The following is a 20,857-nucleotide window of genomic DNA, read 5'->3' as shown; positions in this document are numbered from 1 at the left end:
CATCTTGAAAATACTAATTAAAATTCGATAATCTAAATACATGTTTGTTTAAATTGGTAGAGTGGAATGAAACTAATGAATCTGCCAAAATAAGAAAACTAATTCATTGTCAAAGGGCGAGTGAATGCTTATTCTGTTGACGTGTTATTATAATGTTGATTTGGGGAATGTATGATGGAATGGTTTAAGAAAGTCTTAGATGAAGATTGGGTAGTTACGCCTGCAGGAGGATTAACTGGGGAGGCGTATTTCGCTAAGAAAGATATGAAGCAACTTTTTCTTAAACGGAATTCATCACCATTTCTTGCTGTACTATCTGCAGAAGGTATTGTACCAAAATTAGTTTGGACGAAAAGACTACACAATGGAGATGTGGTGACTGCTCAAGAATGGTTAGAGGGAAGAGAATTAAGACCAGCTGAAATGCAACATGAAAGGGTAGCTGATCTTCTACACAAAATTCATCATTCCCAAGAGCTATTGCACATGCTATTAAGGTTAGGAAAAAAACCAATTACTGCAGATGATTATATGCATACGATTGAAAGTCGGTTAAAAAGAAATAATATCAATCAAGCTTCCATTGAAATAAAAGACGGTTTAAATTACCTTGCTAAGTATTTAGAGATAGCCAGACAGCAAAAGCAAACCGTCTGTCATGGCGATATGAATCATAATAACTTATTACTTACCGATGACAAGCAGTTATACTTGATAGACTGGGATAATGCAACCATTGCAGATCCCATTTTGGATTATGGGAAAGTATTGGATTCCTATATTCCAAAGGAAAAGTGGGAAACTTGGTTATTAAAGTATGGAATTAATCTGGACAAACAGTTTTTAATTCGGATGTACTGGTACTTAATTATAGACTCCCTATCTTTTCTAGCATTTCATTATGAAAGAAATGAACACGAAAAATATGAGGAACGATTGTATTCATTAAAGGAATTTAACTTCCAAATGAAATTATTGTAAGTTTGTTTGTTCGATTGCACTAATCCAATTCGTAATATTATCTTTGTTTGTTAGAATATGTTCTTCATGATTCTGAACGCTTTCACCTTGTCTCCCATAATTATATATTTCAGGAAGCAATTGTAATAGTTGCTCATCTGTAATGGTATTGTTTGCTAACATAGATTTTACTAATCGTTTAATCTGTTGGTACTCAGAGACTTGTGCACAGCATTCAGACTGCTGTTCATCTAATAAATCAAGTAATAACTCTAGTTGATGGTTTACTGTTAACGACATCATCAATCACCTCATCGGATAGTATTTGATAAAACAATAAAAATATGTAAGGTTGAAAGAGGTGCAATAATTTGCGTCAACGTAACAAGCCGTGGGCTGATGATTTTTTACGTGAAAACTCGGATTTAGTTATACCTAATCCGGATCAATATAAAAGTAAATGGCATGAATTATTTGGAAATGATAATCCCATCCATGTCGAAATAGGGACTGGAAAGGGACAATTTATTGTAGGAATGGCGAAACAATTTCCGAACATTAATTTTATTGGTATAGAACTTGCTAAAAGTGTTATCGTAACAGCAGCACAAAAAGTACAAGAGTCTGAACAGACTAATATTAAATTGATTCAAGAAAATGCAGAAAACCTTAATGAGATTTTTGCTACTAATGAAGTTTCAACGGTCTATTTGAATTTTTCAGATCCTTGGCCAAAGAACCGTCATGAGAAGAGAAGACTAACATCACATTCATTTTTAGAACGATATGAAAATATTTTACATCCAGAAGGACAGTTAATATTTAAGACAGACAATAGAGGATTGTTTGAGTATTCCTTAGTTAGCTTTTCAAGATTCGGGATGCTTTTAGAAGAGGTAAGTCTAGATCTACATCAACTAGCAGACCCTACTAATATCATGACAGAATATGAGGAAAAGTTTTCTGCAAAGGGACAGCCAATTCATCGTTGTAAAGCAGTATTTAGAGGGGAATAACACCCCTCTTTTTTATTTGGAAATGATAGCGTTTGCAGAAGGAGTTACCTTTCGATAAACTATTATTATAAGAATGAGAAAGGGAGAATATACATGGAGAGACTACATGTTGGCCGAGCTACTTTAACATGGCTAAATGGTGGAGTGACACATTTAGATGGAGGGGCTATGTTTGGAGTTGTACCGAAGCCATTATGGGAAAAGAAGTATCCATCTAATGAGAATAATCAAATCGAATTAAGAACCGACCCAATCTTACTTGAAATAGATAATAAAAGAATACTCATTGATAGTGGTATTGGAATGGGAAAACTAACTGATAAACAAAAAAGAAATTTTGGGGTTAGCGAGGAATCATTTATAGAATCTTCCTTACAAGAGCTGAAATTATCACCAGATGATATTGATACCGTACTAATGACACATTTACATTTTGATCATGCTTGCGGATTGACCAAGAATACGGATGAAGGATATAAATCTGTCTTCCATAACGCTAAAATATATACTTCTGAAGTGGAATGGAATGAGATGCGTTCCCCGAATATTCGATCGGTAAATACATACTGGGAAGAAAATTGGAAGCCAATTCAAGAACAAGTAATAACGTTTAAGAATTGGAAGGAGATTGTTCCAGGATTAAGAATCATCCATACTGGTGGGCATAGTGATGGACATTGTATTATCGTATTGGAAGACAGGGAAGCTGTATTTATCCATATGGCTGATTTAATGCCTACTAATGCGCATCAAAATAAGCTATGGGCTTTAGCTTATGATGACTATCCGGTACAATCAGTTCATGAAAAGGAAAAATGGATGGATTTTGGTTATCAGAAGAATGCATGGTTTACATTTTATCATGATGCGTTTTATCGTGCGATACAATTCGATGAGTTAGGTAATCGCTTAGAGGTAATTGAAAGAGTGAGATAAAATATCGGTCCCCTTCTAAGTAGTAACTTTACATCTGAAAGGGGACCGATATTTTTGTTAAACAGTTTCTATCACGTCAATTACTGCACCGGTATCTGCATCCGCAAAAAACTCAAATTGCTTGTTTTGCCCATCGATACTTCGTGTGACACCGCCGCGATAGGCGTTATACTGTAAGCCGTTTTTTTCGATTGGTTCAGGTTTCATGTAAATCCAGGATCCACTAATTGGTCCTTGCCTTTTGAAAGTTTCTTTAGCGTTTTTTAATGCTTTTTCAGGTGTTATGTTTTGATACTGCTCTAATTGTTGTTTTGCTACATAACCAGCTGCAAATCCCAATGTCGCTGCAAGTACAGTCTTCTTCCAACTCATATATCCTCACCTCATGCATTATTTCAATTCTAAGTTTTCATCTATAGTTCAGTATACCGTAAAATAATGAAAATAGAAAATGTATACGCGATATGCAAGAATTGTGGAAACATTTAAGACCATTCGTTATACTTAAGAAGTAGTTTATTTATGATATGGAGGGTACATATGAATCAGGAAACATTGGCTTTATTTAAAACCTTGACAGAATTACAGGGTGCACCTGGTAATGAACATCCAGTTCGAAACTTTATGAGAAGCGAACTTGAAAAATACTCCGATGAAATTATACAGGACAATCTTGGTGGCATTTTTGGTGTTAAAAAAGGATCAGGCCCTCGTGTGATGGTTGCAGGACATATGGATGAAGTAGGTTTTATGGTTACGCAGATTACCAAACAAGGATTAATTCGTTTTCAAACACTAGGAGGCTGGTGGAGTCAAGTGTTACTTGCTCAAAGAGTCCAAATCATGACAGATAATGGTCCGATCATTGGTGTAATTAGTTCTATTCCTCCACATAATCTAACGGAAGAACAGCGTAACAAACCAATGGATATTAAGAATATGTTAATTGATATCGGTGCAGATGATAAAGAAGATGCTGAACGTATTGGGATTAAACCAGGTCAATCAATTGTACCGATTTGTCCATTTACTCCGATGGCTAATAATAAGAAAATCTTAGCGAAAGCCTGGGATAACCGTTATGGTTGTGGACTTTCTATTGAACTATTAAAAGAATTACAAAATGAAACACTGCCAAATGAATTGTATTCTGGTGCTACGGTGCAAGAAGAAGTTGGGTTAAGAGGTGCAAAAGTAGCTGCTAATATGATTAAACCAGATATTTTCTATGCATTAGATGCTTCACCAGCGAATGATATGACTGGTAGTGAAAGTGAATTTGGAAAGTTGGGTAAAGGAGCGTTATTACGTATCTTTGACCGTTCTATGATTACACATCGTGGGATGAGAGAATTTGTACTAGATACAGCAGAGTCGAACAATATCCCGTATCAATACTTTATTTCCCAAGGCGGTACAGATGCAGGTAGTGTACATCTTTCTGGAAATGGAGTTCCTTCCGCAGTAATTGGTATATGTTCACGATATATCCATACATCAGCATCCATTATTCATGTTGATGACTATGCAGCTGCGAAAGAGCTACTAGTTAAATTAGTAAAATCAACCGATCAGAATACAGTAGATATGATTCGAAAACAGTAATACATGACAACTGCTCTATTAGAGCAGTTGCTTTTGTATTGGTGTGTTTTCAATCTATTTAGCGTTTTTAAAAGGAGTTCTGAAATGAAAATCATCGTAGGTTCTAAAAATCCAACTAAAGTTAAGGCGGTGCAAGAATTTTTTCCATATGATCAGGTAGAGGGAATCGAAGTTGATTCTCACGTATCTGCACAGCCTTTCTCCGATGAAGAAACAAAACAGGGTGCAGTTAATCGGGCGAAATTTTGTTTCGAAAAGGAAGAGGGTGTTGTTGGTATTGGATTAGAAGGTGGAGTCATGTACGTAAATGATCAGCTATATTTATGCAACTGGGGTGCATTAATTTCTCCTGAAGGTGAACTTTATACGGCAAGTGGTGCTAGAGTATTATTGCCAAGGGAAATTGAAAAAGAGTTGAACAATGGTATGGAATTAGGACTTGTAATGGATTCGTATGCTAAAAGGACTGGTGTGTCGAAAAAGGAGGGGGCAATCGGCGTTTTTACAAATGATTTGCTCACTCGAAAGGAAATGTTCGCTCAAGTAGTACAGCTACTAAAGGGACAGTGGGACTATTGGCATTCCAAAAATGGCCAAGCACGCTGATAAGCTCTTTGACGATATAAAAATTTGAACAGAGTAAGACAATAGGGGGAATTATCCCCCTATTCATAAATATAAGTTAAGACTTGCAAAGCTTGATCAACAGTTTCTACCGTGACGTTCGCACGATTGGATAGCTCCTTTAAAGGATGAATTAGACTTTCGGGTCGAATTATGATCGTAGGCTTATTCATCGTGATAGCTGCGCTAACATCCATAGCTGTATTCCATTGCTTATATTTATCACCAAATAAACCGATAACGATATCCGACTTTTGCATAAGTACCTGTGTCCGTAAATTATTAATATCGGAAGCGGCATCATCCTTATAATAATTCCCCGGTTGAGCACCTAAAACTAATTCGCCTATGTTATCCGAACGGTCATGATCGGTTTGAGGCCCAACAAATTTTAGTGGTAAATTCTTCTCTTTTGCTTTGTTGATAATTTCCTCTCTCCAATTATCATGTATTTGTCCTGCTAAATATACGATAAGCTCCATAAAAAAACCTCCCCAATATTAAATTACTTCTATTCTAATAGTATCGAATAGAAGAACAAAATTAAAGTTTAACGATGGAATGCTTGAAATATCTTGAATTAGTAGTAATATTAAAAGAGGGTTTAGGCCTTAAGTAGGAGGACGGGAACATGCCAAAAACAACATACCTGATAAGTAGCTTGTTGTTATTATTTATTATCATTTTAAGTGTATTTGATTATCAGTCCGATGAAACAGTAATCCAACAAGCAGCTGAAACTGCAAAGGATACCTTTCTAAATGATGTAATACCAGAAGATAATTATAAGGGTGAGCACTTCTCTTTCTATTTACCTGAACAGATGGAAGTGGAAGAAGTCGATGCTCATAATGCAATTCTGGTTAATGGAGATCAAACACTGATTGTTTTTTATAATACGTTAGAAGACGATCTGAGTGAGTTGAACTTTGAGGCAGCCAAAACAGATAAAGCTGCATTATTAACTTCTTTTACCAATGAGGAAATGTTCGCCTATATTCGCCTCCTTCCTCAAGAAACAGACAATGAATCGTATGAGATTCAAGTTGGAGTAGGTGGGGTAAAGGTAACGACTCTTACGAATAAAGGTGAAATGGTTAACGATGCCAAGAATCTTATGAAAATCGCTGAATCAATCGTTAGATAAGATTGTAGAACATCTTATTAATGGTTGCATCAATTGTGTACATTGTTTGGCTAGCACACTTATGTTGCTAGCTAAATTTTTTAGAGGTGTATTAGTTGAAGCTAGAGAAGATCATCGTTATTATAATAAAGAAGCGAAACAAAGCATTATAGCCGATATGGGAGGCTTACTATATGAAAATGACTAGTCTTAAGATGAAGCAGATACTAGAAGAGAGACTATCAGATTCTAACTACACAACGAGATTTAACCGAGAACAGGACACATTGAGAATTGAAAGGAAAAACACCAGGCAAGGTGTTACCATTAAACTTCCTAACATCATAGGAAAGTTTAATGAGCGAGGTGAACAAGCAATTGATGAGCTTGTCGACCATATTCTAGAATCCTTAAAAATCATGAACCAGTCTTATCAATTGAAGGGGAATGAAAAAAACATTTTTCCTGTAATTCGATCCACATCTTTCCCTACAGAGACAAAATCAGCTGAGAAGTTAGTCTACAAAGATCATACAGCTGAGACTAGAATTTTCTATGCACTTGACTTAGGGAAATCGTATCGTTTAGTAGATGAAACAATGTTGGAGAATGAAAGCTGGACTTTGAAACAAATCGATGAAATAGCGACGTTTAATTTACGTTCATTGGAAAACGATTATAAACTTGATCGGGTTGCAGATAATGATTTTTATTTCTTTGCTAAGCAAGATGGTTATGATGCAAGTAGAATTTTAAACGATTCCTTGCTAGAAGAGATAGAGGGTAAGTGTAAAGGGGAAGTAGCCATTGCAGTTCCTCATCAAGATGTGCTTATCATCGCAGATATTCAAAATAAAACTGGGTATGATATCCTCGCACAGATTACGATGAAGTTCTTTACAGAAGGCAGAATCCCAATTACCTCATTACCATTTATATATGAAGAGAAGAAGTTAACACCTATATTTATTCTAGCAAAAAATAAACCAGAAAATTAAAGAAGAAAAGAGTGATTCATGTATGGATGTATTCTATAATCCTAACGGTGTAGGCGATGTACTAATAGTCCCTATAAAAGATACGGATAACCGCTATGAAATAAATCATAAGACTATTGGGCCAGTAACTAAAATTACAGATAATAAAGGTACAATATTAGGCTATAATATTGCCGAAGCATCGAAGCATCTTAAGCTAGAGCAAACTGGAAAAATTCCATTAACAAATGATTTATTGGATATTATTAAAGATCTATTTAAATCTAACGACATACAAGATACATTAGATTTTGATTTGAGTCCTAAATTTGTTGTTGGATTGGTATTGGAGAAAAAACAACATGAAAATGCGGATAAATTGAGCGTATGTCAGGTGGATGTTGGAGAAGAATTACTACAAATTGTTTGTGGTGCTCCAAATGTCGACAAAGGACAGAAAGTTGTTGTTGCTAAAGTCGGTGCGACTATGCCAAGTGGACTACGAATAAAACCTTCTGAGCTTAGAGGAGTCCCTTCAAATGGAATGATTTGTTCACAGAAAGAGCTTGGTATACCTAATGCACCAAAGGAAAAAGGAATATATGTATTAGATGATACTTATTCTGTTGGAGAAGCTTTTCCTGTATAATAGAAAGCAACCTATGTTTTATTACTAGGTTGCTTTTTTATTAGCAGATAGAAAGGTATATAACTTTCGAGCCTGCACACTAATAAAAACTAGTGCATTTGCAAAAGGACAGGAATAAAAGTCTTTCTATTAATTTAAACAGTCACCATAGAATAATTGTTGAATCAAAAAGAAATGAGTGAAAAACATGTGGGATAAATGGAAGAGAAAGCTCGACAATTTTATTTGGAAAGAAGTAGAGGAAGAAGACACCCAAGAATATCATTTGAATCAGGACTTAAACCCTGATATTAAAACTAGAATCGTCTATCAGTATCCAAACAATGAAACGTACCATATTCCACAAATACCTGATCATAAACGAAGAATTAATAGACCAATGGTTGATACAGAAACACCTGCATATCTTCGGAAAGGAAAACGGCAGGCAAAACCAGCCCATATGGAAGAGTATCCTGAAAGAGAACAGGTTCTGAAGGAAAAAAGGCCATTTGAGAGAACGGAAGTGCCATCACCAATATATGGATTTCGTAAGCAAAACAGTAAAGAGATAGAGTCAATACCGACCTATTTACGAAAACATCAAATACTATCAGAACAAGCTCCAACAGAGCCAGAGTTAAATGAACCAGGTATAGAGGAGCCGGTAACAAAGAAAAATTCGAAAGTGTATATCGTAGTGAAACTATATCTATGGATGATTCAAATTCTAACATAGAGGATGAAAACATTAACCATACTTTGAAATCTGCTGAAATGTTAGAAGAAAGTAGAGAACTAGATTTCGAATCAAACCAATATAGTGTGATTCAAGAAACAAAGCAACAACAGTCAGAGACTAGTACAGTGCAACAGTCATCACCATCCATTACTCGAAGCGAATATAAAAAAGATAATAGTGTTCCATTCAATGTGATAATGACTCCTACAGATAAGAGAAAATTAATGGAGAGAAATAGGGAACAAAAGGTACCTGTCACCCAAAGCCATAAAGAGATGGTGAGTAAAAGTTCTCAGTCTAATGTAAACGTGAAGTCGGAACATGGTAACATACCATTACATTTATTAAACGACCCTATTCAAAAGAGTAACTTGAATGATCAATGGATAAGTGAACAACAACAGCTCTTAGAACAAACGTTGAAACATTTCCATGTTCGAGCGCGTGTTGTAAATGCTACTCAGGGACCAGCGGTTACAAGATTTGAAGTCCATCCGGAACTCGGTGTGAAAGTTAGTAAAGTTAAAAACCTAAGTGATGATTTAAAGCTTAATATGTCTGCACAAGATATTAGAATCGAAGCCCCAATCCCTGGGAAAAACACCATCGGTATCGAAGTGCCTAATCCAAAGTCCCAAATGGTTAGCTTACAAGAAATTTTAGATACCGATGCCTTCCAATCTAATAGTTCTTTACTTACCATTGCATTAGGTCTAAATATTGAAGGTGCACCAGTGATTACTAATATCCAAAAGATGCCACATGGTTTAATCGCAGGAGCAACAGGATCCGGAAAAAGTGTATGTATTAATACGATTCTATTAAGCTTGATTTATAAAGCGCATCATGAAGACGTAAAGTTCCTTTTAATCGATCCAAAAATGGTGGAATTAGCACCATACAATGGAATACCTCATCTAGTATCGCCGGTTATTACAGATGTTAAGGCAGCTACAGCTGCACTTAAATGGGCGGTAAATGAAATGGAGGATCGATATGAGAGATTTGTACAGGAAGGTGTACGAGATATTGAACGATATAATCAAAGAGTAATAGGTCAAGGTAGACAAAGTGAGAAAATGCCTTTTATTGTTATCGTAATCGACGAATTGGCTGACTTAATGATGGTTTCTCCTCAGGATGTTGAAGATGCAATTAGTAGAATTGCACAGAAGGCAAGAGCATGTGGAATACATCTTCTTCTTGCTACACAACGACCTTCTGTTGATGTGCTTACCGGTTTAATAAAAGCCAATATTCCTACTAGAATAGCTTTTAGTGTATCTTCACAAATTGATTCTAGAACGATTATTGATTCAGGTGGAGCAGAAAAGCTATTAGGAAAAGGCGACATGCTTTTTGTCGAAAATGGTGCCGGTAAAAGTGTTCGTTTACAAGGACCATTTGTCTCCGATGAAGAAATTGAACGTGTTACAAGTTATGTTAGGTCTATTGCGGAACCGCATTACTTATTTGAACAAGAATCTTTATTAAAACAATTCGTTGCCGATGAAGAAGAAGATGAATTATTAGAAGAAGCAATACAATTTATCTTTCATCAGAATAGTGCAAGTACATCTTTACTTCAGAGACATTTTAAGATTGGCTATAATCGTGCTGCAAGATTGATGGATGCATTGGAAAACAAAGGAATTATTTCTGGTCAAAACGGAAGTAAACCAAGAGATGTATTAATTACGAAAACGGAATTAGAAGATATATTATCATAATTACATGGGGTGTTTACTTGTTTAATTTGATACCTAGATATATGATAATGAAGGTAATATCTATTTAAGGGAGAACAATTATGAAGGAAATTGAACAAAAGTTAAAGGGTCAAATTGATCGGTTAACAAATAATACATTTAAATTTGATCAACGAATAAAAGAAGGCTGGTTTTCAGCTGTTTACTTTTTAAAGACTAAGGAAATCGTAGAGAAAAAGTTACCGAATAATTATGTCACGATGCAATTTTTTCAAAAGAATGATGCAGTACTTTGTGGGACAGATGAAGCAATTGCCCTAGTACATACTTTTGCAGATCATCCAGAGCTTCTAGAAATAAAGTCCTTAAAAGATGGAGATAAAATTAGCCCTTTTGAAACCGTATTAACGATTACCGGTCCATATCAAGAGTTTGGATACTTAGAGGGTATTATCGACGGGATATTAGCTAGAAGAACATCAGTAGCGACAAATGTATATAATGTTGTGAAAGCGGCAAGAACGTCTGGTAAGCAAAAACCGGTCATTTTCATGGGAGACCGAGATGATCATTATACCACTCAAGCAGGCGATGGTTATGCAGCGTTTATTGGTGGTTCAACTGCTCAAGCAACCCATGCCATGAATGAATGGTGGGGAAAAGAGGGCATGGGTACAATGCCTCATGCTATGATCCAAATGTTTCAGGGAGATGTGGTAGCAGCAACAAAAGCATATCATGAAATATACCCTCATGATGAATTAGTAGCTTTAGTGGACTACAATAATGATGTGATAAATGACTCATTAAAGGTTGCTCGTGAATTTGGCGATAATTTAAAGGCGGTACGTTTAGACACATCTAATACCCTTGTTGATAAATACTTCCTAAGAAATCATCATTTAATGGGAACCTTTGATCCACGAGGTGTAAACCCTGAATTGGTTTTTGCGTTAAGGAGAGCACTTGATGATAATGGTTTTCATCATGTTGAAATTGTTGCAACTGGTGGATTTACAGAAGAGAAAATTCGTCATTTTGAAACATTAGGTGTGCCAGTTAACACATATGGTGTCGGAAGAAGTTTGCTACAGCTTAATATTGGTTTTACTGGTGACAATGTATTACTAAATGGAACTCCAGAAGCAAAAGATGGACGACGTTACCGTCCAAATCCGAGATTAGAAAAAGTGGAATATCGAAAGGTTGAAATGGCTAAGTAGATTAGGACACAACCAAATTACTATTTTATTGCTATTTAAGATTTGTTATAATTACTTAATGTTATTATAGTTATTATTGTATATTGTAGACCGATTTGTGCTGTTGTTCCACTTGGTAGTGAAATCTCGCTGGTATCAGTAAATAAGTGAAACAAGATTTATGACCACTCTTAATGATTTTGTACATTCATCTTCTCTAGAAGAGAGGACACAGCATAAGTTGTGTTTCTTTACACATATAGTTGGAGGTTCTATTTTATGACAACTTACCATTTTATTGGTATTAAGGGTACTGGAATGAGTGCATTAGCTCAAATTCTCCATGATTCTGGGGAAAAGGTTCAAGGCTCAGATGTAGAAAAAAGATTTTTTACACAGGCTGCTCTTGAATCAAAGAACATACCTGTTTTGCCATTTTCAAAAGAGAATATAACAGAGGGTCTTACCATCATAGCAGGAAATGCTTTTCCAGATGACCATATTGAAATTGAAGAAGCTAAACGTCTAGGATTAGTATTTTACCGTTATCATGAGTTTCTGGGTGAGTGGCTAAAGCAGTACACAAGTATTGCAGTAACGGGTGCGCATGGAAAAACTTCAACAACTGGTTTGCTCGCACATGTTTTGGATTCTGTTTATCCTATTTCGTACTTAATAGGTGATGGTACTGGTAAAGGACATGTTGATAGTAATTATTTCGTTTTTGAGGCATGTGAATACCGAAGACATTTTCTTCGTTATGAACCAGATTATGCCATCATGACGAATATTGATTTTGATCATCCGGATTACTTCTCCAGTATAAATGATGTTTTTGATGCTTTTCAATCGATGGCTGATAATGTAAAGAAGGGTATTATTGCTTGTGGTGATGATGAAAAACTTCAACAAATTCAAGCAAAAGTTCCTGTTGTCTACTATGGTTTTCTGCCATCAAATGATTTCCAAGCCCAAAACGTGAAAGAAACGGAATTTGGTACGGAATTTGATGTTTTCGTTCGAAATACTTATTATGACACATTTACAATACCTATGTATGGAAACCATCATATATTAAATGCTCTTTCCGTAATAGCTATTTGTCAATATGAAGGAATGGAAGCAGAAGAAATAAAGAATATTAGTTCTTTTAAAGGCGTTAAACGTCGTTTTACAGAAAAGAAAGTAAATAATCAAGTTGTAATTGATGATTATGCGCATCATCCAAAAGAAATTACAGCAACAATTGAATCTGCGCGCAAAAAATACCCAGATAAAAATGTTGTTGCTATATTTCAACCACATACGTTTACGAGAACAAAAACATTCTTACAAGAATTTGCTGATAGCTTAAAAGAAGCGGACACAGTATATCTCTGTGAGATTTTTGGTTCGGCAAGAGAAGATGGTGGCCAATTAACAATAGAAGATCTTCAACAGCTTATTCCAAACAGCTCGATATTAGAATTAGAGCAGGTGGATAACCTAAAAATCTATGATGATTCGGTCTTAATCTTTATGGGTGCTGGGGATATTCAAAAATTCCAACAAGAATATGAGAAAAAACTAGCTCATGAAAATGCTTGAGTAAAAAAGGTCTGCTAATGGATGTTAGCAGACTTTTTTTACAATAGGTAAGTGTATTTTCTCTTATTTATTCTTTAACACTTAAAATCCTTTCAAAGACGATTAACGAATACAAGCTTTAAATAGGAATAAATTGAGCCTGTTGGCAAAAACTGCTACATAATGTTCGAAATTTATGATAGAAAACCCTATAATGGAGATATACTAATAAAGAAACTTCAAGAACTAATTTCGTGCTGTTATCAATTAGAAGAAAGCTCCCTTTCTTACTAATTGTACAAGCCCATCTAATTCGTGTTCTTAAATAATAGAAAGGAATGATCATTGTAATGGAAGTAATATTATACATTGCTGCACTAATTGCTGCTATTGCTTTTGCAGTGCTAGTAATATACTTAGCAAAAACTTTAAAAGCTTCAACTAGAACGCTTAACAACGTAGCAAATACATTGGAGAGCTTAGAAAAGCAAATGCAAGGCATTACAAAGGAAACTACGGAATTACTGAACAAGACGAACGTCCTAGCGAATGATATTAATCAAAAAACCGCCAAATTAGATGGTCTGTTTGATGGCGTAAAAGGTATAGGGGAAACCGTAAAAGACTTCAACATAACATTGAAGCAATTTTCTTCAAGTGTTTCCAGAGCAGCTGTTGAAAATCAAGACAAGGCATCACAGGCAGTTACATGGGGTGCGGCCTTATTTGATTTACTTAAAAAGAGAAAATAAAGGGAGGAATTTATATGTCTGATAATAGTGGTAAGAATTTTGTAGTAGGTACAATTATTGGTGCAGCAGTGGGAGCTAGTCTAGCCTTATTATTTGCTCCGAAATCTGGGAAGGAAATGAGAAAAGATATCAATCAAGGGGCAATACAGGTGAAAGACCGTGCATCGGAGTGGAAAGACATAGCACAGACTAAAGGTTTAGAATGGAAGGATATCGCTCAAGCAAAAGGACAAGAGTGGATGGATATGGCTTCAGAAAAAGGTACAGAATTAAAGCAAAAAACGCAAGAGCTTACCTCTAATGTCCAATCTAAAATACAAGATATGCGTTCCAATGGAACAAAAGATTCCGCACAACAATCCGTGACGAATCAAGATGTCTCTGTTGAAGATCAATAAAAAAACAAGGATGCCTTTTGGAAAGTTCTCCAATTGGCATCCTTGTTTTTTCCATAAGCGTGTAGTGGATTACTCCCAAACAATGGATAGTCTGTCTCCTCCAATGATTGGTTCGTAGAAAGTTGTTGGTTGGTCATTTTTCATCAATGTGAACTTTCCATTTGCATTTGATAAATCGAGATCCACAAATCGAAATACATCTTGAAAAATAAGTGGTTCATTCGGTTTATCTTTGAGTTCGATTTGGTCATTTGGATGGAGTGTATCATGTTCAGCTAACAGATAACCGTTTCTTTTTACAATATAATTCTCTTGTGTAATGGATATAGGCTCTTGGTTAAATAGGACCTTTATCTCTCGTGAATATTCTTTGTTTAATTCCTTCAATAAAGTCTTTACAGTTGGAACTTGGCTGGGAATGACCTTTAGTTGATCATTTGGTCTTAGTTTATAGTTCATATTAGCGGGAACATCATTTACCATTATTTTTGTATCTGCAAGACTTAGATTAACACTCTCGTTATTGACAAATACCTTAAAGTTCTCACGTGTTACTAACTTTTCTGAACTAACATAAGTGAAAAAATCTTGTATCGTTTTCGGTGTTTTCATTTCAATTACATCTTTATCTTGTACAACATAGTTATTATCTTTAATAGTGTTATGTACAAAGTAAGACGTTTTTAATGTGTAGGGCTTATTATTAAAGAAAATCTTAATTGGTGGTATTTCCCCAAGTAATTCCCCAAGTTTTATCTTAGGTTGAGTACCATCGATTCCTTTTCGAATTTCAATTTTATCCCCATTTTTTATATGAGTATCGACATGAGCCTTTTCATTATTCAGTAGAATTGTAGGAGCTTGACCAAATTCTCCGGGTAGCGTGACTTGTTTACCATTAAGCGTAATGATAGAAGCGATGCCAGGCTTGCCGTAGAATTTCTTAATTTCGATTCCAGCATGGACTAGACAATCTCCTATCGTTAATTGTTTCATTTCAAACATTCTTATTGGCTTTCCGTTCACATCGACCGATAGATAATGAATTGGATTTTGTCTTGCGGCAATCGCTATTCCTATTGGAGTAACAAAATCTGGCCCCTTTGGTAAATTATCTGTCTTGGTAAGTGCTTGAACAGCATCTATGTCACGAATGGCAACTCGGTTTGTTGGTAATTGCAATCTTTCGGCTAGTCTTTTCGTAAAATCAGGTGTTTGGCTACCACCACCGATGAGCATGACAGCCTTTGGTTGAGTACCGTTTAATGATAATATTTCCTCGGCAATTGAGTTAGCCAATTTGTTAATGCTTTCTTCAATCTCATGGACTAAATCTTGATAGGTAATGGTAGATTCAAAACCTAATATATCTGCTACAGTTGCTTCACCTTTATTTACTATCTCACGTTTTGTTTCTTCTGCTAAAGGGAAATCTAATAAGTATTTGTCACTAACAGCCTCGGTTATTTCATCTCCTGCGACTGGAACCATTCCATAAGCAACAACAGTACCAGAATTTGTAATGGCAATATCACTCGTACCTGCTCCAATATCAACTAAGGCAACGTTAAGTCTTCTCATCGACTCAGGAATTAACACTTGAATTGCAGCTATTGGCTCCAGCGTTAGGGCGTCCATTTCTAATCCAGCACGGCTAAGTGCAGAGATTAATGATTCGACTACAACTTTAGGTAAGAATGTGGCAATAATTTCCACTGTTGCCATCTGGCCACTCTGATCAATTAGTGAACCTATTTTATCATTGTCTATTGTATATTGAAGAACAGAATATCCCACACAATAGTAATTGGAGAAATCTCGATTTTTCTCATCCGATACAAGCTTTAGCTGAGCTGCATGTACAGCACTAAGCTCTAAGTGTTTAATGGTCTCATGTTCTGTAATAGGCTTTTGGCCTAATTCGATGGATGCACTGGACGTAATTGTTTTTAATGAACGTCCTGCTGCAGCAACACAAACTTTGTGTAATGGCCCATTACTAGCTTCTAGTTTTTCCTTAACCTTATTGATTACTTTCGCAACTTCTTCGACATGATGTATTTGCCCATCTAGCATGGCTCTAACTTCATGTTCTATCATGCAATAATCAACTAGGGTATAGGTTGAACCATCCTTCTTTAGAATGATTCCAGTTACAGAACGTGTCCCTATATCTAATGCAAATATATGTTCATCAATCATGAAAATGTCCCCCTAAAGAAATGATGCCGAAATTTGTTTTATATGTATCTTGAGCATTAAATAACATTTATTTACTCTATTATTATAAACTTTAAGATGACAAAGAGAAAATTATTAGCTATAATTGTGTCAAATTATGTAGAAGAAAATATAGTTAATACGCTTTTTTCCCTTTTAGGAGGAGAATTATATGAATCTGAACGAGTTAGATCAGTTAAGACATAAATTAGATGATGTAAACTTACAATTACTAGAACTTGTGAATTTACGAGCAGCTATTGTTCAACAAATTGGACAATTAAAGAGTAAGCAAGGCATGAAGCGTTATGATCCGGTTAGAGAACGTCAGATGCTTGATCACTTGATAGAATATAACAATGGACCATTTGATAATTCTACTATTGAGCATATTTTTAAAGAAATATTTAAAGCTGGATTGGAGCTGCAAGAGGATACCCATCGTAAAGAATTACTAGTATCTAGAAAACGAAAACCCGAAAATACAATCATTGATGTGAAAGGTCAGTTAGTTGGGGATGGAAATACTCATTTAGTGATGGGACCATGTGCTGTAGAAAGCTACGAACAAGTAAGAGAAGTGGCAGAAGCGGTTGCTAGAAATGGAATCAAGTTCTTCCGAGGAGGGGCATTTAAGCCAAGAACTTCACCATATGATTTTCAAGGTTTAGGTATAGAGGGATTGCAAATTATGCGTAAGGTCGCTGATGAATTTGATTTAGCGGTTATTAGTGAGATTGTTAATCCTGCTCATATTGAAACGGCCTTGGATTATGTAGATGTTATACAAATTGGTGCACGTAACATGCAGAATTTCGAATTATTAAAAGCAGCAGGGGAAGTGGATAAACCCGTATTATTAAAACGTGGATTATCTGCTACAATTTCCGAATTTATCAATGCAGCTGAATATATTATTTCTCGAGGAAATGGAAATATTATTTTATGTGAACGAGGAATTAGAACATATGAAACAGCAACTAGAAATACCCTAGATATTTCAGCTGTGCCGATACTAAAACAAGAAACCCATTTACCTGTCATGGTAGATGTTACACATTCAACTGGCAGAAGAGATTTATTAATACCTACTGCAAAAGCAGCTTTAGCTATCGGAGCAGATGGAGTTATGGCTGAGGTTCATCCTGATCCTGCGGTTGCATTGTCTGATGCGGCACAACAAATGGATATTCCGATGTTTGAGAACTTTCTCCAAGAAATCGCCAAATTTACAACTTCTATAAAATAAAAATAATTTAGAAGGGGGTATGACTTTTTATAGTCAGACCCTTAATTTTTTTGACTGCTAGTTATGATAAGAATGAATGTTTATCGGCAAACTAATTTGTATAGTTTAGAGAAAAGCCAATACTAGAAATGATAATAATTATTTTTGTGTTTTTTTTGATGGTAGAGTATCATAATTAATAGAAACAGTACGCGGATGAAAGATATAGAACTATCTTCTATGCAAAAGTGCGGGTTTTGACCAATACAGATAAACGTGGAGAGTGCCATGTTTAAAAGTATAAACCAATAAAAATAGAGTTCTTTAACGTAGAAATAATTTTAAAGTAGTACAAACAAGATGAGTTATTCTAAGTTCGGAACTAGGAGGTAATTGATAATGACAGTAACTATCTATGATGTAGCAAGAGAAGCAAACGTATCCATGGCAACGGTATCACGTGTTGTGAATGGTAATCCAAATGTAAAACCAACAACGAGAAAGAAAGTATTGGCAACTATTGAACGATTAGGATATCGACCAAATGCAGTTGCGCGTGGATTAGCTAGTAAAAAAACAACCACGGTAGGTGCGATAATACCAGATATATCTAGTATATTTTTTGCGGAGTTAGCTCGTGGTATTGAAGATATTGCGACAATGTATAAATATAACATTATTCTTAGTAACTCTGATCAAAATAAGGATAAAGAACTACAGCTAATTAACACAATGCTTGAAAAACAAGTAGACGGTATCATTTTTATGGGTGGAAATATTTCCGATGAACATGTTCAACAATTCTCAACCGCTTCTGTTCCAGTGGTACTAGCAGCAACTTATGATGGAACAGATTCGATTCCATCTGTAAATATTGATTATGAAGCGGCAGCATATGAGGCAACAAAACAATTAATTGATAAAGGAAATAAAAAAATAGCTTTCATCTCTGGTAAGGAAGAGTATACCATCAATGAATTAAAATATCAGGGCTATTTACGTGCATTAAAAGAATCCTCCATAAATGTAGTAGACGAATATGTTGTAAATGGAGATTACACTTATGATTCAGGAATTCAAGCAGTTCAACGATTTATGCAACTATCTGACAAGCCAACTGCGGTTTTTGCTGCCTCTGACGCAATTGCACTAGGAGTTATTCATGGTGCACAGGATTTAGGATTTAGCGTACCAGAAGATATTGAAGTATTTGGTTTTGACAATACAAGATTAGCCACAATGGTACGACCTACCTTATCAACTGTTGTACAACCAATGTATGATATCGGTGCAGTTGCGATGAGATTGTTAACGAAGTTCATGAATAAGGAAGAAGTAGAAGAAAAGAAAGTGATCTTGCCACACCGATTAATAGAGAGAAATTCAACTAAATAATCTAGATGTCGATATAATTATTAAAGGGATATAATTCCAATATTGATTCCATTATTGTTTGATAGCCAGTTAACTGTACCGTAGCATGGAAAATTCAAGGGAGGCGGAAAAGAACTGCCTCCCTAAAAGACATGTTATGTAGGAAATTTAGGGAGAGAGAGTATGAGAAAACGAGATTTATTAACTCCAATTGGTATCACTGTAGGTTTTATCATGATTATGATGGCGATACTAACCAATGCTGGAACAGAAGGCTTTGTCTCTTTTCTTGACGTCGCATCAATCCTAATTGTTATTGGCGGTGTAATAGGTTCAATTTTAATTAATTTCAACTTAGAACAAATCAAATTGACAGGCAAAGTGATGAAAGAGTCATTTAGCCATAATGAACATAAACTTCCAGAATTAATTAACCTTTTTATCCGTTTATCTGAGCGTGCAAGAAGAGAAGGTATTCTAGCTTTGGAAAATCAGCTTGAGGACGTTGAAGATCCATTTTTGAAGAATGGCATGTTATTAGCAATTGACGGTATCGAACCTGAGGTCATACATGACATAATGAATGCAGAAATTACTGCAATGGAAGAACGTCATTATCGTGGTCGATTAATTATTGAAAAGTGCGGTGAATATGCTCCAGCTTGGGGGATGATTGGAACATTAATCGGACTAGTCTTAATGCTAAATAATTTACAAGACCCAGCTACGTTAGGACCAAGTATGGCAATAGCTCTATTAACTACATTATATGGAACTGTTCTAGCTAATCTAGTTTTTATACCAATGGCGAGTAAACTGGAAAATAAAACAGAAGAAGAGATTTTTATCAAGCAAATTATTATCGAGGGTGTAATTGGTGTCCAATCTGGTCAAAATCCACGAATTTTAGAAGAGAAATTAGGTGCCTTTTTATCTTATCATACGAAGAAAGCTAAGGGACTGGATGACTCTGCGTTTGTGGGGGAGGGCGTAAATGAAGCCTAGGGAAAGAAGGAAAAAAACGAATAAAGGAGCACCTAGATGGATGGTAACCTATTCAGATATGGTGACATTAATCCTTGTTTTTTCATATTATTATTTTCTATGTCCCAAATTGATGCGGCTAAATTTGATGCTATTTCAGAATCATTTCGTAACCGAATGATTTTCGATCTATCACCTTCTCCAGTTCCAATGGATAATCCAAGTGAGAATATAGGTTCAGAGGAAAATGGGGAATCATCAGATGATTTTGGTTTACCTGAGCGAATTGAAGAGAACGAGCAGGAAGAAGAAACAGATTCAGAAATCGGGCAATTAGAAGATTCTTTAAGTAATTTAATGGAAGAGGTTGAAGGATACCTTGATGAGCATGATTTAAATAATGTAGTGTCAGCTACTCGTACTAAACGAGGGGTAGAGCTTGTATTACAAGACAGTATATTATTTAATTCGGGAGAAGCTGAAATCCTTCCACAAGCTCTACCTTTTTTAACAAAGGTTGGGGACTTACTTTCACAAGTTACGAACGATATTAAAGTAGAGGGACATACAGATGATGTACCAATGTCTAGCTTTCAATATCCTTCGAATTGGGAATTATCTGGTGCTCGAGCAAGCAGTGTTGTAAGATTCTTTGTGGAAGTAAATAACTTGGAAGAAGAAAGGTTCTCGATTACTGGTTTTAGTGATACAAAGCCATTGGCACCTAATAATAGTGCTAGCAATCGAGACAAAAATAGACGGGTTGAAATTGTTATACTAGATGATAATTACTCGGATATAGAACGTTAA

The 20,857-nt window shown here is 35.5% G+C and carries 22 protein-coding genes and 1 pseudogene; 19 read left to right on the top strand and 4 right to left on the bottom strand.

The features are described 5' to 3' along the window. Positions 1–174 precede the first annotated feature (174 nt). A complete protein-coding gene (locus tag G5W_RS0109585) occupies positions 175–981 on the top strand; it encodes a phosphotransferase (protein ID WP_010096196.1) in 807 nt (268 codons plus the stop codon). Here the strand turns inward: G5W_RS0109585 and G5W_RS0109580 are convergent. Then, positions 973–1,263, bottom strand: a complete 291-nt coding sequence (locus G5W_RS0109580; protein WP_237706213.1) for a YtzH-like family protein — start codon at positions 1,261–1,263, stop codon at positions 973–975. The two genes, G5W_RS0109585 and G5W_RS0109580, sit on opposite strands and share 9 nt — an antisense overlap. A 68-nt stretch (positions 1,264–1,331) precedes the next feature. Here G5W_RS0109580 and trmB point away from each other — a divergent pair, with 68 nt between their 5' ends. Both trmB and G5W_RS0109570 read left to right on the top strand, forming a co-directional pair. Then, positions 1,332–1,976, top strand: coding sequence for a tRNA (guanosine(46)-N7)-methyltransferase TrmB (trmB, locus tag G5W_RS0109575; RefSeq protein ID WP_010096192.1), 645 nt, complete (start codon positions 1,332–1,334; stop codon positions 1,974–1,976). Positions 1,977–2,069: 93 nt separating this feature from the next. Next, complete coding sequence (locus G5W_RS0109570) at positions 2,070–2,912, top strand: YtnP family quorum-quenching lactonase (RefSeq protein ID WP_010096190.1); 843 nt, start codon at positions 2,070–2,072, stop codon at positions 2,910–2,912. A gap of 57 nt (positions 2,913–2,969) precedes the next feature. On the opposite strand, the gene G5W_RS0109565 is transcribed toward G5W_RS0109570, so the two are convergent. After that, positions 2,970–3,284: a PepSY domain-containing protein gene (locus G5W_RS0109565; protein WP_010096188.1), complete on the bottom strand. Its 315-nt coding sequence runs from the start codon at positions 3,282–3,284 to the stop codon at positions 2,970–2,972. Between the two features lie 168 nt (positions 3,285–3,452). On the opposite strand from G5W_RS0109565, the gene G5W_RS0109560 reads away from it, so the two are divergent. Then, entirely contained in the window at positions 3,453–4,517 is a 1,065-nt protein-coding gene (locus G5W_RS0109560) for a M42 family metallopeptidase (RefSeq protein ID WP_010096186.1), read from the top strand. A gap of 84 nt (positions 4,518–4,601) precedes the next feature. Beyond that, positions 4,602–5,123 (top strand): DUF84 family protein, encoded by a 522-nt coding sequence (locus G5W_RS0109555; RefSeq protein ID WP_010096184.1) that lies wholly within the window; start codon positions 4,602–4,604, stop codon positions 5,121–5,123. Positions 5,124–5,182: 59 nt separating this feature from the next. On the opposite strand, the gene G5W_RS0109550 is transcribed toward G5W_RS0109555, so the two are convergent. Then, positions 5,183–5,623, bottom strand: a complete 441-nt coding sequence (locus tag G5W_RS0109550) for a YtoQ family protein (protein WP_010096182.1) — start codon at positions 5,621–5,623, stop codon at positions 5,183–5,185. 149 nt (positions 5,624–5,772) lie between these two features. Between G5W_RS0109550 and G5W_RS0109545 the strand changes: the two genes are divergently transcribed. The 9 genes from G5W_RS0109545 (at position 5,773) to G5W_RS20845 (ending at position 14,241) form a co-directional block, all read left to right on the top strand. Next, the gene (locus tag G5W_RS0109545) at positions 5,773–6,288 is read left to right on the top strand and encodes a hypothetical protein (RefSeq protein WP_010096180.1); all 516 of its coding nucleotides are present in this window, start codon (positions 5,773–5,775) and stop codon (positions 6,286–6,288) included. Positions 6,289–6,461: 173 nt separating this feature from the next. Beyond that, positions 6,462–7,265 (top strand): DUF1444 domain-containing protein, encoded by an 804-nt coding sequence (locus G5W_RS0109535; RefSeq protein WP_010096178.1) that lies wholly within the window; start codon positions 6,462–6,464, stop codon positions 7,263–7,265. 22 nt (positions 7,266–7,287) lie between these two features. After that, the gene (gene ytpR, locus G5W_RS0109530) at positions 7,288–7,893 is read left to right on the top strand and encodes a YtpR family tRNA-binding protein (protein WP_010096177.1); all 606 of its coding nucleotides are present in this window, start codon (positions 7,288–7,290) and stop codon (positions 7,891–7,893) included. A 187-nt stretch (positions 7,894–8,080) separates the two neighbouring features. Next, positions 8,081–8,611, top strand: a complete 531-nt coding sequence (locus tag G5W_RS23270; protein WP_010096176.1) for a hypothetical protein — start codon at positions 8,081–8,083, stop codon at positions 8,609–8,611. Further along, on the top strand, positions 8,587–10,344 hold the full coding sequence (locus G5W_RS20850) for a DNA translocase FtsK (protein ID WP_010096175.1): 1,758 nt from the start codon (positions 8,587–8,589) through the stop codon (positions 10,342–10,344). Before G5W_RS23270 ends, G5W_RS20850 begins: the two co-directional genes overlap by 25 nt. Before the next feature lie 80 nt (positions 10,345–10,424). Further along, positions 10,425–11,546: a nicotinate phosphoribosyltransferase gene (locus G5W_RS0109520; RefSeq protein WP_010096173.1), complete on the top strand. Its 1,122-nt coding sequence runs from the start codon at positions 10,425–10,427 to the stop codon at positions 11,544–11,546. A gap of 258 nt (positions 11,547–11,804) precedes the next feature. Continuing rightward, positions 11,805–13,112 carry a UDP-N-acetylmuramate--L-alanine ligase gene (murC, locus tag G5W_RS0109515; protein WP_010096171.1) on the top strand — a complete coding sequence of 436 codons (1,308 nt, stop codon included), beginning with the start codon at positions 11,805–11,807 and terminating at the stop codon, positions 13,110–13,112. Between the two features lie 329 nt (positions 13,113–13,441). Then, complete coding sequence (locus G5W_RS0109510; RefSeq protein ID WP_010096170.1) at positions 13,442–13,843, top strand: DUF948 domain-containing protein; 402 nt, start codon at positions 13,442–13,444, stop codon at positions 13,841–13,843. A gap of 14 nt (positions 13,844–13,857) precedes the next feature. Continuing rightward, positions 13,858–14,241, top strand: a complete 384-nt coding sequence (locus G5W_RS20845) for a YtxH domain-containing protein (protein ID WP_010096169.1) — start codon at positions 13,858–13,860, stop codon at positions 14,239–14,241. Between the two features lie 69 nt (positions 14,242–14,310). On the opposite strand, the gene G5W_RS0109500 is transcribed toward G5W_RS20845, so the two are convergent. Then, positions 14,311–16,443 carry a cell division protein FtsA gene (locus G5W_RS0109500; RefSeq protein ID WP_010096168.1) on the bottom strand — a complete coding sequence of 711 codons (2,133 nt, stop codon included), beginning with the start codon at positions 16,441–16,443 and terminating at the stop codon, positions 14,311–14,313. A gap of 190 nt (positions 16,444–16,633) precedes the next feature. Between G5W_RS0109500 and G5W_RS0109495 the strand changes: the two genes are divergently transcribed. From G5W_RS0109495 to G5W_RS22125, 5 genes and pseudogenes are all read left to right on the top strand, one after another. Next, positions 16,634–17,710 (top strand): bifunctional 3-deoxy-7-phosphoheptulonate synthase/chorismate mutase, encoded by a 1,077-nt coding sequence (locus G5W_RS0109495; protein WP_010096167.1) that lies wholly within the window; start codon positions 16,634–16,636, stop codon positions 17,708–17,710. 378 nt (positions 17,711–18,088) lie between these two features. Beyond that, positions 18,089–19,084 (top strand): catabolite control protein A, encoded by a 996-nt coding sequence (gene ccpA / locus G5W_RS0109490; protein WP_010096166.1) that lies wholly within the window; start codon positions 18,089–18,091, stop codon positions 19,082–19,084. Positions 19,085–19,246: 162 nt separating this feature from the next. Continuing rightward, entirely contained in the window at positions 19,247–20,068 is an 822-nt protein-coding gene (gene motP / locus G5W_RS0109485; protein WP_010096164.1) for a flagellar motor protein MotP, read from the top strand. Next, positions 20,058–20,164: pseudogene (locus tag G5W_RS24855) on the top strand (flagellar motor protein MotB); the annotation flags it as partial. The gene motP and the pseudogene G5W_RS24855, both read left to right, overlap by 11 nt. Next, positions 20,153–20,857, top strand: a complete 705-nt coding sequence (locus G5W_RS22125) for an OmpA family protein (RefSeq protein ID WP_420178310.1) — start codon at positions 20,153–20,155, stop codon at positions 20,855–20,857. The pseudogene G5W_RS24855 and the gene G5W_RS22125, both read left to right, overlap by 12 nt.

Origin of the sequence: Ornithinibacillus scapharcae TW25, assembly GCF_000190475.1 — a bacterium.
GTDB classification, from domain to species: domain Bacteria; phylum Bacillota; class Bacilli; order Bacillales; family Amphibacillaceae; genus Ornithinibacillus; species Ornithinibacillus scapharcae.
Note: the sequence above shows the minus strand (reverse complement) of the source record. Positions and strands in the feature narration are given on the sequence as shown.

Bases quoted from the DNA above. Each gene is read 5' to 3' on its own strand.
- G5W_RS0109585 (WP_010096196.1), top strand. From the start codon at position 175: ATGGAATGGTTTAAGAAAGTCTTAGATGAAGATTGGGTAGTTACGCCT.
- G5W_RS0109580 (WP_237706213.1), bottom strand. From the start codon at position 1,263: ATGATGTCGTTAACAGTAAACCATCAACTAGAGTTATTACTTGATTTA.
- G5W_RS0109570 (WP_010096190.1), top strand. From the start codon at position 2,070: ATGGAGAGACTACATGTTGGCCGAGCTACTTTAACATGGCTAAATGGT.
- G5W_RS0109565 (WP_010096188.1), bottom strand. From the start codon at position 3,284: ATGAGTTGGAAGAAGACTGTACTTGCAGCGACATTGGGATTTGCAGCT.
- G5W_RS0109560 (WP_010096186.1), top strand. From the start codon at position 3,453: ATGAATCAGGAAACATTGGCTTTATTTAAAACCTTGACAGAATTACAG.
- G5W_RS0109555 (WP_010096184.1), top strand. From the start codon at position 4,602: ATGAAAATCATCGTAGGTTCTAAAAATCCAACTAAAGTTAAGGCGGTG.
- G5W_RS0109550 (WP_010096182.1), bottom strand. From the start codon at position 5,623: ATGGAGCTTATCGTATATTTAGCAGGACAAATACATGATAATTGGAGA.
- G5W_RS0109545 (WP_010096180.1), top strand. From the start codon at position 5,773: ATGCCAAAAACAACATACCTGATAAGTAGCTTGTTGTTATTATTTATT.
- G5W_RS0109535 (WP_010096178.1), top strand. From the start codon at position 6,462: ATGAAAATGACTAGTCTTAAGATGAAGCAGATACTAGAAGAGAGACTA.
- ytpR (WP_010096177.1), top strand. From the start codon at position 7,288: ATGGATGTATTCTATAATCCTAACGGTGTAGGCGATGTACTAATAGTC.
- G5W_RS23270 (WP_010096176.1), top strand. From the start codon at position 8,081: ATGTGGGATAAATGGAAGAGAAAGCTCGACAATTTTATTTGGAAAGAA.
- G5W_RS20850 (WP_010096175.1), top strand. From the start codon at position 8,587: ATGGATGATTCAAATTCTAACATAGAGGATGAAAACATTAACCATACT.
- G5W_RS0109520 (WP_010096173.1), top strand. From the start codon at position 10,425: ATGAAGGAAATTGAACAAAAGTTAAAGGGTCAAATTGATCGGTTAACA.
- murC (WP_010096171.1), top strand. From the start codon at position 11,805: ATGACAACTTACCATTTTATTGGTATTAAGGGTACTGGAATGAGTGCA.
- G5W_RS0109510 (WP_010096170.1), top strand. From the start codon at position 13,442: ATGGAAGTAATATTATACATTGCTGCACTAATTGCTGCTATTGCTTTT.
- G5W_RS20845 (WP_010096169.1), top strand. From the start codon at position 13,858: ATGTCTGATAATAGTGGTAAGAATTTTGTAGTAGGTACAATTATTGGT.
- G5W_RS0109500 (WP_010096168.1), bottom strand. From the start codon at position 16,443: ATGATTGATGAACATATATTTGCATTAGATATAGGGACACGTTCTGTA.
- G5W_RS0109495 (WP_010096167.1), top strand. From the start codon at position 16,634: ATGAATCTGAACGAGTTAGATCAGTTAAGACATAAATTAGATGATGTA.
- ccpA (WP_010096166.1), top strand. From the start codon at position 18,089: ATGACAGTAACTATCTATGATGTAGCAAGAGAAGCAAACGTATCCATG.
- motP (WP_010096164.1), top strand. From the start codon at position 19,247: ATGAGAAAACGAGATTTATTAACTCCAATTGGTATCACTGTAGGTTTT.